This is a genomic window from Photorhabdus noenieputensis (assembly GCF_018448935.1).
Classification (GTDB): Bacteria; Pseudomonadota; Gammaproteobacteria; order Enterobacterales; family Enterobacteriaceae; genus Photorhabdus; species Photorhabdus noenieputensis.
The window spans coordinates 66,420-79,787 of record NZ_RCWC01000012.1 but is presented as its reverse complement, the minus strand read 5'-3'; the positions used below and the strand labels follow the sequence as shown (position 1 = coordinate 79,787).

At 45.9% G+C, this 13,368-nt stretch carries 12 protein-coding genes; 10 read left to right on the top strand and 2 right to left on the bottom strand.

Features of this window, described 5'->3' with window-relative positions; genetic code table 11:
* Positions 1–13: 13 nt before the first annotated feature.
* Together EAE91_RS10600 and EAE91_RS10595 are read right to left on the bottom strand one after the other, a co-directional pair.
* On the bottom strand, positions 14–1,555 hold the full coding sequence (locus EAE91_RS10600; RefSeq protein ID WP_214088472.1) for a PTS transporter subunit EIIC: 1,542 nt from the start codon (positions 1,553–1,555) through the stop codon (positions 14–16).
* A 245-nt stretch (positions 1,556–1,800) separates the two neighbouring features.
* Positions 1,801–2,001 carry a hypothetical protein gene (locus EAE91_RS10595; RefSeq protein ID WP_214088471.1) on the bottom strand — a complete coding sequence of 67 codons (201 nt, stop codon included), beginning with the start codon at positions 1,999–2,001 and terminating at the stop codon, positions 1,801–1,803.
* A gap of 399 nt (positions 2,002–2,400) precedes the next feature.
* On the opposite strand from EAE91_RS10595, the gene EAE91_RS10590 reads away from it, so the two are divergent.
* From EAE91_RS10590 to EAE91_RS10545, 10 genes are all read left to right on the top strand, one after another.
* A complete protein-coding gene (locus EAE91_RS10590; protein ID WP_214088470.1) occupies positions 2,401–3,021 on the top strand; it encodes a tyrosine-type DNA invertase in 621 nt (206 codons plus the stop codon).
* A 478-nt stretch (positions 3,022–3,499) separates the two neighbouring features.
* Entirely contained in the window at positions 3,500–4,627 is a 1,128-nt protein-coding gene (fruB, locus tag EAE91_RS10585; protein ID WP_214088469.1) for a fused PTS fructose transporter subunit IIA/HPr protein, read from the top strand.
* Positions 4,628–4,701: 74 nt separating this feature from the next.
* Positions 4,702–6,387 carry a PTS fructose transporter subunit IIBC gene (gene fruA, locus EAE91_RS10580; RefSeq protein WP_214088505.1) on the top strand — a complete coding sequence of 562 codons (1,686 nt, stop codon included), beginning with the start codon at positions 4,702–4,704 and terminating at the stop codon, positions 6,385–6,387.
* 152 nt (positions 6,388–6,539) lie between these two features.
* Entirely contained in the window at positions 6,540–7,445 is a 906-nt protein-coding gene (gene yhfZ / locus EAE91_RS10575) for a GntR family transcriptional regulator YhfZ (protein ID WP_214088468.1), read from the top strand.
* 28 nt (positions 7,446–7,473) lie between these two features.
* Positions 7,474–7,833, top strand: a complete 360-nt coding sequence (locus EAE91_RS10570; protein WP_214088467.1) for a PRD domain-containing protein — start codon at positions 7,474–7,476, stop codon at positions 7,831–7,833.
* 113 nt (positions 7,834–7,946) lie between these two features.
* Complete coding sequence (locus tag EAE91_RS10565; RefSeq protein ID WP_214088466.1) at positions 7,947–9,125, top strand: YhfX family PLP-dependent enzyme; 1,179 nt, start codon at positions 7,947–7,949, stop codon at positions 9,123–9,125.
* A gap of 43 nt (positions 9,126–9,168) precedes the next feature.
* Positions 9,169–10,059, top strand: coding sequence for a phosphotriesterase-related protein (locus EAE91_RS10560; protein WP_214088465.1), 891 nt, complete (start codon positions 9,169–9,171; stop codon positions 10,057–10,059).
* Positions 10,060–10,070: 11 nt separating this feature from the next.
* Positions 10,071–10,430: a DUF2620 domain-containing protein gene (locus EAE91_RS10555; RefSeq protein WP_214088464.1), complete on the top strand. Its 360-nt coding sequence runs from the start codon at positions 10,071–10,073 to the stop codon at positions 10,428–10,430.
* Positions 10,431–10,440: 10 nt separating this feature from the next.
* Positions 10,441–11,796, top strand: a complete 1,356-nt coding sequence (locus EAE91_RS10550) for a YhfT family protein (RefSeq protein ID WP_214088463.1) — start codon at positions 10,441–10,443, stop codon at positions 11,794–11,796.
* Positions 11,797–12,036: 240 nt separating this feature from the next.
* Complete coding sequence (locus EAE91_RS10545) at positions 12,037–13,134, top strand: aminotransferase class V-fold PLP-dependent enzyme (RefSeq protein WP_214088462.1); 1,098 nt, start codon at positions 12,037–12,039, stop codon at positions 13,132–13,134.
* Positions 13,135–13,368 lie beyond the last annotated feature (234 nt).

The following is a 13,368-nucleotide window of genomic DNA, read 5'->3' as shown; positions in this document are numbered from 1 at the left end:
ATTTATTCTCCTGTTAAAGTGCTTCTTCTACGGCTTCACGTATCTTTTTAACGTGCAGACCGTAAATTACCTGAACGTTATTTCCCTGACAGATGACACCTTTTGCGCCGGTCGATTTAAGTTTGTTTTCGTCAATGAGTGTGGTGTCATGTACCGTTATACGCAGTCGGGTATAGCAGTTGTCGATAACGACAATATTCGCTGTACCACCTAACCCACAGATGATTTGTCGTCCTGGTTGGTCATCATCGGCAACTTGATACTGTTTCTTGCTATAGAGACGTGTTTCCTGATCGTCACTCTCTCGTCCAGGGGTTTTCAGGTCGTAATGTAAAATAAGGAAACGGAATGTGAAGAAATAAATCACTGACATGATTAGCCCTACGGCGATATACATTGGCCAGTTAGATTTTTCGGTGCCGAGCGGTAAGTTGTACAGTATGAAGTCGATTATGCCATTAGCGCCGATAGCATGTACGCCGAGTAGATAGAACAGCATAAAACCTAAACCGGTTAACACGGCATGAACGCCAAATAATAGCGGCGCAACAAACAGGAAAGAAAATTCAAGTGGCTCGGTCACGCCTAACAAAAGAGTGGTCGTAGCGGCAGGGATGAGAACCGCTTTTGCCGTCCTTTTCTTTTCAGGGCGGGCAGTCACATACATTGCCAGTGCTGCGGCAGTCAGGCCAAACATCTTACTGATCCCGCGTGCATCCCAGACCACACTGTTACTGAGTTGATGTACCGTCGGGCAGGCCATTTCAGCGAAATAGATATTACGTGCTCCTTGATGGACAGTGCCGCATACCTCTGCAATGCCCCCTAATTCGGTGTACAAAAAGGGCGTATAAACCAGATGATGTAAGCCTAAGGGGATCAGAATGCGCTCCAGAAAGCCGTATATGGCGACGCCAAATGGCCCTGACTCGTGAATACCGTGAGCAAGGGCGCTGATGCCCCGTTGTGCATAGGGCCAAATATCATTCATTAAGTAACCCGATATAACGGCCAGAGGGATCATCAGAATGGCGACAAAACAGTGCCCGGAATAAATTGCCATCACACCATTAAACTGTTTTGACGAATAACGGTTATAGCAATAACCAGCCAATGCACCGATCAATATTCCGGCAAAAGCGCCCATCTCTAGAACTTGCACACCTAGCACCATACCTTGACCAACGTTGCGCATTTGCGTTTCTGGCGCTAATTTTCCCTGTAATGCTAAAGTAACGTGCATGGCGTTGATAAAAATGACGAAAGTAACCAGACCGATCAGTGCGGCATAACCTTTATTGCGTTTTGCCAGCCCGATAGGGATTCCAACAGCAAAAATCAACGCCAGATTGCTCAATATTGAAACAGCAGATTGTGAGATCAATTTCCCAGATTGCTGAATTAACCAATGGTTTAAAAATGGAAGATATTCTGCAAGGTTGCCGTTTCCCAATACATTGCCAAAAGCAATAAATAGCCCGACGATAGGGAGAATTAACACCGGGCCATACAAAGATTTGCCAAGGTCTTGCAATGCATTAATGATCCTTTTCATTAAACTTCTGTTCCTTGCTATGGATATTATTTGATTACATAAAACTAAAGATACAGATTAAGAATAACAGCATAGGAAGATAAAATGACACTTATCTGATTGTTTTAAATAACAAATAACTAAAAAAGTAACATGTAACTTTTAAACATGTGAGTACATTCGCAAACCAATTTTTGTTGTAAAGGATTAGCAGAAGAGGGCAATAATGAGTCATAATGTTCGGAGTTTAGGTAGAGTAAAGAGTATCACGGTGGTGACATGGCTGAAATCTGGTGATGATTTGAAAAGCTGAATGTTGTATCTGGCTGATATACCAGATCATTCTGCATAGAGGATCGTCTATTGGTGTTACCAGTCTGTTGAATTTGCTGCCTGCCGGGTTTTTTCCGGCAAGGTAGAGAGATTGAATGTTTATCGGAAGCCGACAAACATCGCTGCATCAACATCTCAACATCCTTCCTTAGTGATTTGAACCAGAAATTAATCGACTGACACGTCCTTTTGTTAAAATGGTTATTGAACTTATTGCAGTGATTTTTGTTGGTAATTCTAGCCGAAAAGCCTTATTTGGTAGGAATCGGTTAATTGAATCACTATTTTTCTTTTAACCTAGTGATGGTAAGAATAGGGGGGATTACCGGAGAACAGACATTGAATATCTATCCGTTACGCAGCTTGAACATAGATCAAGTACAGAAACAGAGGTTTCATACAATCATCTGCCGTCATTCCGGCGCAGGTTTATTTACTATGGGGGATTTAGGGTTGGTTCTGGGTCTCAATCAGTTACAGATAACGCAGTGTGTTACATGCGTTAAAATAAAGAATATTTGGGATAGACCATAATGGGTCAACGAAGACATCTAACGCAATACGAAGTGGAAAGAATACTGGAAGTGGCGAAAAAGAGTCCTAATGGGGCGCGCGACTATTGTCTGGTATACATGAGCTTTGTTCATGGCTTACGTGTTAGTGAAGCCAGATATCTACGGTTATCTGATCTGGATTTGGATGATGGCAGTTTGTATATCCGGCGTTTAAAAGGCGGATTTTCTACTATTCATCCTCTTTTGGGTTATGAAATCCAGGCGATCAAAGAGTGGCTAAAAGTCCGTAAAACCTTCCGAGGGGCAGAAAGTGATTGGTTGTTTCTGTCACGTACCGGAAACCCACTGACTCGCCAGCGTGTTTATCAACTTATTAACCAATTTGGACGATTGGCTAAGATTTCCATAGATTCGCATCCGCACATGTTGCGCCATGCCTGTGGTTTTGCGCTTGCGGATAGAGGGATAGATACTCGGTTGATACAAGATTATCTTGGGCACAGTAATATTCGCCATACTGTGCGATATACCGCCAGTAATGCGGAGCGTTTCCACGGTGTTTGGGGTGTAAAAAGGAATCGGCAACGAGAATTACACTTTGATTATGTCCCACAGGAAAATGCTTGTTCAACTGAATAAGCGATTCTGATGTATGCGCCTGTTAAGGCGCATACATAAAGACCATCTCTGTTTATTTTCCCCTGTTTTTGAGTCAATAAACTCTACCCACGTATAACGTTCACGAAACGGCATATCATAAACCACAGGCGTTGCTGAGACAGTATTCATCCGATAAGGCAGCTTCTAGACATCGACCATTTGCCGGTTAAAAAAGTGAAGTACATAACCCTCAACATCGACATTCTCATCAGCATAAATGAGTTATCGATTTGCCAAATCTCTTAAACCGGAGGTAGGCAAAAAACGAGGCAAGAAAAATGTGAGTAATCTCAAAAAATTGCGATTTTATTTCACATAAGTATTGAATGAAAATTAGTCATGTTCCACACTCGTTGAAACGTTTCAGTTTTTTATCTCTTTTTCTTTTTATTGGACTTAATGCTTTTTTCTCTGCGTAAACTGAAACGCTTCTATTTTTGGTAATAGGGAGAAAATTATGTTCCAGTTGTCTCTGCAAAATATCCATACTGGTGCAAGTGCGACCAGTAAAGAGGATGCTATTCGCCAAGTGGCGGCCATGTTAGCCGCGAATGGTAACGTCGGTGATGCCTATGTTGACGGCATGTTACAACGTGAAAAGCAAATCTCCACCTACCTTGGCAACGGTATCGCCATTCCACATGGCACGCTAGATACCCGTGAGCTGGTCATGAAAACTGATGTACAGGTATTTCATTTCTCACAAGGTGTTGAATGGGATCAGGGAGCGATGTGTTACGTGGTTATTGGTATCGCTGCACGTTCCGATGAGCATTTGGCATTACTGCGTCAGTTAACACACCTATTGAGCGATGATCGTATTGCCAGGCAGCTAAGAACAATTGAATCAGCACAGGCACTGCATAGCTTGCTAATGGGAGAAATTCAGCAACCTGAGTTTAAATTCGATACCAGCCTGATTACGCTAGATGTTAACGCCCGCGATCTGATGACACTACAGGCATTGAATGCTGGCCGGTTACAGCAAGTGGGGGCTGTGGATACGACCTTTGTCAGCAAAGTGATCAACAGTAAGCCGTTGGATCTTGGGCAGGGCATCTGGCTAAGCGATAGCCCCGACGGTAATTTAACCAGCGCTGTGGCAGTGAGCCGATTGTTCACGCAGGACAACGAACCAGTAGTGATGTTGTTGACCGTTGCAGTTGCCGACGACCAGCCGCTAAATGTATTGCATCACTTAAGTAACCTGTTATTAGCACAAAAAGCGGAATGTTTGCTGAAAGCTGATGCGCCGACAGTGCTGGCATTACTGACCAGCGGCGTACAGGCGCAGAGCGCGATATCCAATGGGGAATTTGTCCTATGCAACGAACATGGCTTACATACTCGTCCTGGCGCTGTGCTGGTTAATGTTATCCGGCAATTTTCCAGTGAAATTACCATCATCAATCTTGATGGTGCCGGTCAACCGGTAAACGGCCGTAGTCTGATGAAAATCATGTCATTGGGTGCTAAAAAAGGGCATCGGCTGCATGTTACTGCTAATGGTGATGATGCGCAGCAGGCGATAACTGCCATTGGTGAAGCGATTGTTTCCGGTTTGGGGGAGGAGCCGCGTAAATAGAAACCTCCAATTGACTGTGATAATGGCGCGCGTCGATCTACAACCCTAATTTAGCTAATAGCAGGAGAAGCATGATGAAAATGCTGCTTATCGTTGATCCTTCACTCGGACTCGCCGGGAGTTATCTGGTGAAAACAGTCCTCAGTGCCGCTGCGGTGGAAAACGGATTGATACTAACAGAAGATCCAGCGGAAGCCGATTTGGTCGTCGTGACCGGCAGTCGCATCCCCGCCGATAACGCACTGAACGGTAAACTTGTTTATCTCGGTGACACGGAACAGGCGTTGCATGCGCCGGAAAATTTCTTTCAGCGGGCAAAAACTGACGCGAAGCCGTATCAGATACCAGCAACTGACATCAATTGTGATACAAAACGCATTGTCGCGGTTACTGCTTGTCCTACTGGTGTGGCACATACCTTTATGGCCGCTGAAGCTATCGAAATCGAAGCCAAAAAGCGCGGTTGGTGGGTAAAGGTGGAAACTCGCGGTTCGGTAGGGGCGGGCAATGTTATTACACCGGAAGAGGTGGCAGAAGCGGATCTGGTGCTGATCGTTGCAGATATTGACGTAGATCTGGCGAAATTTGCAGGAAAACCTATGTACCGTACCTCCACCGGGCTAGCGTTGAAGAAAACGGCGCAAGAATTTGATAAAGCGCTGATCGAAGCTAAACCTTTCCAGCCGACAGGGCAGAATAGTACGCAAAAAAATAGTACTAAAAGTGGACAAGGAGAAGAGAATAGCGGCATCTATCGTCACCTGTTGACCGGCGTTTCTTATATGTTACCGATGGTAGTGGCGGGAGGTCTGTGTATCGCGCTGTCATTTGCTTTTGGCATCACTGCATTTAAAGAGCCGGGTACATTAGCAGCCGCGCTGATGCAAATTGGGGGTGGTTCAGCTTTTGCGCTGATGGTCCCTGTACTGGCAGGTTACATTGCTTTCTCGATCGCTGATCGTCCAGGTCTGACACCGGGTTTAATTGGCGGCATGTTGGCAACCAGCACGAACGCGGGATTCATTGGCGGCATTATTGCGGGGTTTCTCGCCGGTTATATAGCGAAATTACTGAGTACCAAAGTTAAATTGCCGCAAAGTATGGCAGCGTTGAAACCGATTTTGATCATTCCGCTATTTGCCAGCCTGATCACTGGCCTGATTATGATCTACGTTATTGGTAAACCAGTCGCCGGTATCATGGCGGGGCTAACGCACTGGCTTTCTAATATGGGGACAACCAACGCGCTGCTGCTAGGGGCCATTTTGGGTGGGATGATGTGCGCTGATATGGGGGGAGCGATAAACAAAGCTGCCTATGCGTTTGGTGTCGGTTTGCTTAGCTCGCAAACCTATGCGCCAATGGCTGCCATTATGGCTGCGGGGATGGTTCCACCGTTGGCAATGGGAGTGGCGACCCTGATTGCCCGGCAGAAGTTTGATAACGTTCAGCGGGAAAGTGGTAAAGCTGCATTGGTGTTGGGCCTATGTTTTATTTCCGAAGGCGCTATTCCTTTCGCTGTCCGCGATCCGATGCGAGTACTCCCATGTTGTATCGCTGGCGGTGCGGTGACGGGAGCGATCTCTATGGCAGTGAGTGCACAGTTAATGGCACCGCACGGTGGCCTGTTTGTGCTGTTGATCCCTGGCGCTATCACACCAATAGTGGGTTATTTGATATCGATTATTGCCGGTACCCTGTTGGCAGGATTTATTTATGCATTACTTAAGCGTCCAGAAACGACCATGACTAAAGCATAAAAACAGAAATTATTAGTTATCAAACTAAACTCATTGAAATTACAGGAAATTATCTATTTATTCGTGACCTTATTCACATTTTTGCCATTTTCCGATTGTTATTTGCCTGCTTAAATTAGATATAAATACATTCAAAAAAATGAAGAATTATTATGAGTCGAGGGCTGTTGAAAAAAGAGGGGGTTGCTCAGGCGTGTTTGGCACGTTATCTGCTAGGTGAGCATTGTGGTAGTCGGTTGAAGACGATTGAAGAGCTGTCATCTGATTATGGGTTATCTGTTGGGCTAGTTCAGTTTGCATTAAAGAAATTGGAGAGTTCTGGCGCGGTTTACGTGGAACGGCGGGGGCGCAATGGCAGCTATTTAGTCAGTGTGGATCACAAAGCGCTGTTAGCCCATGCTGATATTAGTAATGTGGTTTGCGCAATGCCGTTGCCTTATACCCGATTGTATGAGGGATTAGCGAGCGGCCTGAAAGCGCAATTTGAAGGCATTCCGTTTTACTTCGCCCACATGAGAGGTTCAGATGCCAGGGTAGAGTGCTTACGTGATGGTATTTATGACTTGGCGGTGGTATCTCATTTGGCGGCGCAAACTTATCTGGAACAGGGAGATGTTCGCGCGGTACTCGAATTGGGGCCACATACCTATGTTGGCGCACACCAACTGATTTATCGCAAAGGAGGTGAACATAATATCCGTCGTGTTGGGCTGGATCAGCGTTCCGCCGACCAGAAGATCATGACCGAAGTGTACTTTGCAGGGCTGGATATCACGTTGGTGGATATCTCTTACCACGAGAGCCTGTATAAGGTAGCGAAAGGTGACATTGACGCGGTGATCTGGAACGTTAGCAGAGAAACTGAACTCAGTTCCAGGGAACTTATTGCAGTACCGCTTCGTGGAAGTGCATGTTTTATCCAGGCATCTGAAGCGGTGGTTTTAACCAGAGCTGATGACATTTTGATTCAACAACTTTTACGTACAATGGTGAATAAAACAGAGTTGTTGGCTCACCAACAACGTGTACTGTCAGGCCAGCAGGACCCAAGTTATTAATTTGGCATGGATAGAGGAGGTTCACGAAATGGAGAATCGACTGAATCTACTCTGCCAGGGAAATGTCATAGATCAGGATATCTATGATGGCATGTTACAGGTTGTGGCGCAGCTTGAAAATGATTGGAAAATCCCTGTCAGAAATGCACTAGGGGAAATAGTAATAACACATATGGCTAATGCGTTGATGCGCTCACGCCGGGGAGAACAAATCAGTTCAATGGATATTGAACTGCTGATGGAAGTACGTCAATCGAGAGTTTTTTCTCATTTGCAAGCGGTTAACGCTTCGTTGTTGGCACATTTTGACGTGCAATTACATCCCTGTGAGGAGGGATACCTGCTGGCAAATTTGCTTAGCCTTTGGGCGGCGAAGGAGCAGTGCTAAACCATCACAGAGATGAGGGGAATTTTTTTTCCATCAAATATTCAAAAAAATGATGATTTAACATCTAAGTCTTGTAGTGGCATTGATCGCCGAAGAAGTACAGGAGGTACAGCATGTTTATGCATGCGCTGAACAAACAAAATCCGGCATTGATTGAGGCGGCCCAGATGTTATGGGCGCGAGGAGCCTTACTGCCAGATACTTATGTTATTGACGTTGACCAGGTTTTAGACAATGCCAGACGATTGCTTGCGGTAGCGGAGCATCATGGTATTGCACTCTACCTGATGACCAAACAGGTTGGGCGTAACGCTTGGTTGGCGCGTAAACTGATAGAACTGGGTTATCAGGGCGTCACCGCGGTGGATTTTAAAGAAGCCAGGATCTTGATGAACAGGAAGATCCCGGTGACTCATGTAGGCCATTTGGTACAGATCCCTCGCAATATGGTCTCCTCAGTGATGCAGCAACATCCGGAAGTGATCACAGTATTTTCTTTAGAAAAAGCGGAGGAAATTTCCAGTCTGGCGCAGCGTGAGGGAAATGTGCAACGCATTATGCTGAAAATCTATGATGATCATGACCATTTATATCCTGGTCAGGAAGCAGGTTTTCATTTGTCGGAATTGAACACCATCGTTCAGCGTATTATGGCGATGCCCGGTGTAAAACTGACAGGGTTGACACATTTTCCTTGCCTGTTGTGGCAAGACGTCCAGCAGCAGACACTGCCGGCACCAAACTTATTTACTTTACTGAAAGCAAAAGACATTTTGCGACAGGCAGGGGTTGAGGTGACGCAGATAAATGCGCCGTCGGCGTCAAGCTGTAGCACGCTGCCGTTACTGGCAAAGTATGGTGTTACCCATACCGAGCCTGGGCATGCGCTAACAGGAACAATCCTTGCCAATTATCGTGGGGAGCAGCCAGAACGCATTGCTATGCTCTACCTGACAGAAATATCCCACCGATTTAACGGTAACAGCTACTGCTATGGGGGCGGTTATTACCGTCGTGGGCAGGCGTATAACGCGCTGGTACTCCTGCCAGACGGCCAGATTACCGCCACTCACTTGTTACCGATGGATGATACCAGTATTGATTACCATTTCCCCCTGAGCGGTGAATTTCCGGTCGGTTGTGCTGTTATGTTGTGCTTTCGCACTCAGATATTTGCGACTCGCAGTGATGTAGCGTTGGTTAGCGGTATCCAGTCAGGTCATCCGGTATTGGAAGGGCTTTATGACAGCCAAGGGGGGCCTATTTCGATTAATGGAGAAAATGACCCGTGAATAGATGTACCTCCATCCTCTTTACCTTCGGACCATCTTACTTATGACTCAGCAAAACAGAATTGACGCATCGGGCTATACCTATGCGCATGAACACCTGCATCTCGATTTATCATCATTTAAAAACAACATTGACTGCCGACTGGATCAATACGACCTGATTTGTGAAGAGATGAAAACACTGGTCAGCTTGGGTGTACACAATATTGTGGAGATGACCAATCGTTACATGGGACGTAACCCACAGTTTATGCTGGATCTGATGCGGGACTCCGGCATTAATGTAATAGTTTCAACTGGCTATTACCAATCTGCCTTTTTCCCTGAGCATGTAGCACATACCACAGCTCGACAACTGGCGGATGAAATGATCGCTGAGATTGAGCAGGGTATCGACGATACAACGCTGAAAGCCGGAGTGATTGGGGAAATTGGTTCCAGCAAGGGGATAATTACGCCGGATGAAGAGAAAGTATTTCATGCTGCGGCTATAGCTCATCTGGAAACGGGGCGTCCTATTTCGACGCATACGACATTAAGCACGATGGGCCTTGAACAACTGGCGTTACTGAAAAAGTACGGTGTAGATGCTGAACGTGTAGTTATTGGTCACTGTGATCTTAAAGATAATCTGGACAACATATTGCGCATCATTGAACAGGGAGCCTATATCCAGTTCGACACGATTGGCAAAAACGATTATTACCCGGATGAAAAGCGGATCACCATGTTACAGACCCTGGCCCAGCGTGGCTTGCTTAACCGCGTCATGTTATCGATGGATATTACCCGTCGTTCTCACTTAAAAGCCAATGGTGGCAATGGCTTTGCCTATTTAATCACCACCTTTGTGCCGATGCTAAATCAGGCTGGATTAACGCAAACCGATATTGATTTGATGTTACGTGATAACCCAACATTATTTTTCAAATAAAGGAAAAACATATGAGATTTGTTATTGGAGGACAAATTGAGAAAGAAAAAATTGCTGAAACTTTACGTCGTCTGGCCGGGGATGAAGCCTCATCCATTACCGTAATGGCCGATATAGATGCCGCTATGGCGCTTAAGAATGGTGATGCGGATTACTATTTTGGTGCCTGTAATACGGGTGGGGGTGCTTTAGCAATGGCAATTGCGATTGTTGGTATTGATAAATGCGTCACCATCAGTATGCCAGGCAAGATCCTGCCTGATGAAGAAATTATTGCCCATGTCAACGTGGGGAAAACCGCATTTGGTTTTACTGGTCAGGATATGGACGCAGTTATTCCGGTGATTATCAAGGCTATTTTTTCTTTATGAGGGCAGGAAAATGGAATATGAATTTTTCAGCCGTTTAATGGAAATTGATCCATTTAAAGCTGGTTTGTTAGCGGTGATCGGTGGGATATCTGCCATGATGGCTAACCGTGGTATTGCGGTATTTCATGATGGGCTACGTCCTTTAATGCCGGAGCATCTGGAAGGGCGTATGAATCGTAAGACCTTGGCAGCCACCAGTTTTGCCCTAAGCTTTGGTCTGGTTATTGGGTTTGGTATTCCGTTCTCGCTGACCGCTCCGATTATTTTGGTGCATAGCTTATTATTGGGAACCGATGTCATTGGAACCTGGTGTGCAAACAGTAAAAAAGGTTTCATACTTTCCGCTATCTTAGGGGCGCTGTATGCCGTTGCCTTGATGACCGGTTTACGATCTGTCGTCGATATCTTTGCCCATTTGCCGGTTAATTTCATGGGTAACTTGAGTAAAGTTGGCGATCCTATCGTGGCCTGCTTTGCACTGTTTCCTGCGATTGTTGTGGCCTATCAATATGGCTATGGCAAAGGAATATGGGTGCTGATTGCGACATTGGTGGGGTATATCGCGACGAAAGCGGTAGGATCATTGAGTTTTGGTGGTGCCCTGAGCAAACCGGTACAGTTGGACCCTAACGGGATAGCCCTACTGATTTCGATGATAGTGATGTTCTATTTTGCTATGAAACAGCGTGCACCCAAAGCTGGCGAGGGATCTGCTTCGTCCAAGGGGGCGAATGAAATGTTGGTTGGATTATTTTCCACGCGGATACAGCGTATTCAAAATAACATTTGGTTGCTGGTATTCAGTGGGGGATTGACTGCTGTAGCGGCTTCGATGTCGCTTAGTTTGCTGGCGGAAGGGCCTGTATCACTGCAACTGATGGCACAGGGGGAAGGGGCTAACGCCATGCTGGTGGCACTTGCCAGAGCGATCAGCTTTGTGCCGTTAGTCGGTATGACCGCCATTGCTACTGGAGTTTATAGCCCGGTTGGCATGAAATTTGTGTTTGTCGCGGGATTAGTGACAAATAACCTATGGGTTGCTTTCATTGCTGGCAGTGTGATTATGTTCATGGAAATCAAACTACTGGCAAGAATTGCTATCTGGTTGGATAAATATCCCGGCGTCAAAGCTTGTGGTGAACATATTCGTACCGTTATTACCCGCATGTTGGAAGTTGCCCTATTGGTGGGGGGAATGATGGCTTCCAATGCCATTTTGCCGGGCATGGGCTTCATGGTGGTGGCGGGCATTTATTTGCTCAACCGCACGGCTAAACGTCCTTTGGTTGAAATGGCGATTGGGCCTATTGCAACGATTGTGGTTGGTGTATTAGCTAACGTTATCTATCTGTTGGGCATCAGTTAATTGAATATACCCGTCATCTTTCAAGTTGCCTCTTTGTTGGCTGCACTCACTCCGGTCACATAGTTTGCTATGCTCCCGGGGATTCGCTCCCTTGCCGCCGCGATGCATCTTGAAATCCATAGGGTATAGATTTCTCCCTTTATTTTGTGATGATAAAAATAGAGGGGGAAGTGCGGGAAAATAGAATAGTGTGGGAAAATAGAATAGTGTGAGGGAACAGATGGCGCAGGAGAGCAAATATTGAACACATATCCATTACCCAGTCTGAGCATGGAGCAGGCGCAGCACAAACAGTTTCGTTTAGTTGATATTATCTGTTGCCATTTTCCCGGTGCGGATTTTCTCACCACTGGAGATTTAGGGCTGGTGCCGGGATTGAATCGGCCACAAGTGACACAACGTGTTGAACAGGTTATCGCAGATTTCTTTTCCGCCGAAGCTGCTGTGTTAGTGCAAGGGGCGGGAACCGGCGCAATACGCTGTGGGCTGGCGGCATTACTTAACGCAGGCGATAGCTTGTTGGTTCATGATGCGCCGTTATATCCTTCGACAGCGGTTACTGCCGAGCAGATGGGTTTGCACCTAGTTCGGGCTGATTTCAATCAATCCGAACAAATACGAGCTGCGATTTTGCAACATTCGCCGGTGGCGGGGTTGGTACAACACACGCGACAGAAAATTGATGATGCTTATGATTTGGCAGAGGTGATATCACTGCTGAATGCCGCATCATTACCGGTTCTGGTTGACGATAACTATGCAGCCATGAAAGTGGAACATATCGGTTGTGAATGGGGGGCTGCGTTATCGGCTTTCTCCAGCTTTAAATTGTTTGGCCCGCAAGGTGTCGGTGTTGTGGTAGGCCAACAAGCGGCAGTAGAGCGCATCCGGTGTAGTATGTATTCCGGCGGCAGTCAGGTGCAGGGATTTCAGGCATTAGAAGTATTGCGTGGATTGGTATTTGCCCCGGTGATGCATGCGGTGCAGGCTCAGGTGGGTGAAACATTAGTGGTACGGCTTAATCAGGGAATTATTCCGCAAGTAAAACAGGCATTTATCGCTAATGCACAATCGAAAGTACTGCTGGTGGAGTTTTATGATGAGATTGCCGAACAAGTACTTCATGTTGCTCATCAGCTTGGTGCATTGCCATATCCGGTAGGAGCCGAATCAAAATTTGATATTCCGCCGCTGTTTTACCGGTTATCCGGTACATTCCGTCAGTCTGATCCTTTGTTAGAAAAACGGATGATAAGAATAAATCCCAATCGAAGTGGTGCGGAGACAGTGATAAGGCTCCTGAGCCAAAGCTGTGCACAGGCCGTTGCCTTGCGGTAATAAAAAGGCTAAAGAAATAGGCAGAGGATTATTCTGGATGCAGTAACATCCGCCGCAATCGGCGGTATATAACGTCTGTCATCCAAAATATGTTCAATATTTTCTGAGTATGGGGAGATCGATATCAAGGTTTATCGATCCTGAATTAATGTAAAAGTCGGCGATATCATTAATTGCATTCCTAATTATTAAAAAAATTAATAAATGAGATAAGTAACAGTTAATAGCGAAATA

What these genes read in the sequence shown, in the direction of transcription:
- EAE91_RS10600 (WP_214088472.1), bottom strand. Translation starts at nt 1,555, where the DNA reads ATGAAAAGGATCATTAATGCATTGCAAGACCTTGGCAAATCTTTGTAT.
- EAE91_RS10595 (WP_214088471.1), bottom strand. Translation starts at nt 2,001, where the DNA reads ATGTTGATGCAGCGATGTTTGTCGGCTTCCGATAAACATTCAATCTCT.
- EAE91_RS10590 (WP_214088470.1), top strand. Translation starts at nt 2,401, where the DNA reads ATGGGTCAACGAAGACATCTAACGCAATACGAAGTGGAAAGAATACTG.
- fruB (WP_214088469.1), top strand. Translation starts at nt 3,500, where the DNA reads ATGTTCCAGTTGTCTCTGCAAAATATCCATACTGGTGCAAGTGCGACC.
- fruA (WP_214088505.1), top strand. Translation starts at nt 4,702, where the DNA reads ATGAAAATGCTGCTTATCGTTGATCCTTCACTCGGACTCGCCGGGAGT.
- yhfZ (WP_214088468.1), top strand. Translation starts at nt 6,540, where the DNA reads ATGAGTCGAGGGCTGTTGAAAAAAGAGGGGGTTGCTCAGGCGTGTTTG.
- EAE91_RS10570 (WP_214088467.1), top strand. Translation starts at nt 7,474, where the DNA reads ATGGAGAATCGACTGAATCTACTCTGCCAGGGAAATGTCATAGATCAG.
- EAE91_RS10565 (WP_214088466.1), top strand. Translation starts at nt 7,947, where the DNA reads ATGTTTATGCATGCGCTGAACAAACAAAATCCGGCATTGATTGAGGCG.
- EAE91_RS10560 (WP_214088465.1), top strand. Translation starts at nt 9,169, where the DNA reads ATGACTCAGCAAAACAGAATTGACGCATCGGGCTATACCTATGCGCAT.
- EAE91_RS10555 (WP_214088464.1), top strand. Translation starts at nt 10,071, where the DNA reads ATGAGATTTGTTATTGGAGGACAAATTGAGAAAGAAAAAATTGCTGAA.
- EAE91_RS10550 (WP_214088463.1), top strand. Translation starts at nt 10,441, where the DNA reads ATGGAATATGAATTTTTCAGCCGTTTAATGGAAATTGATCCATTTAAA.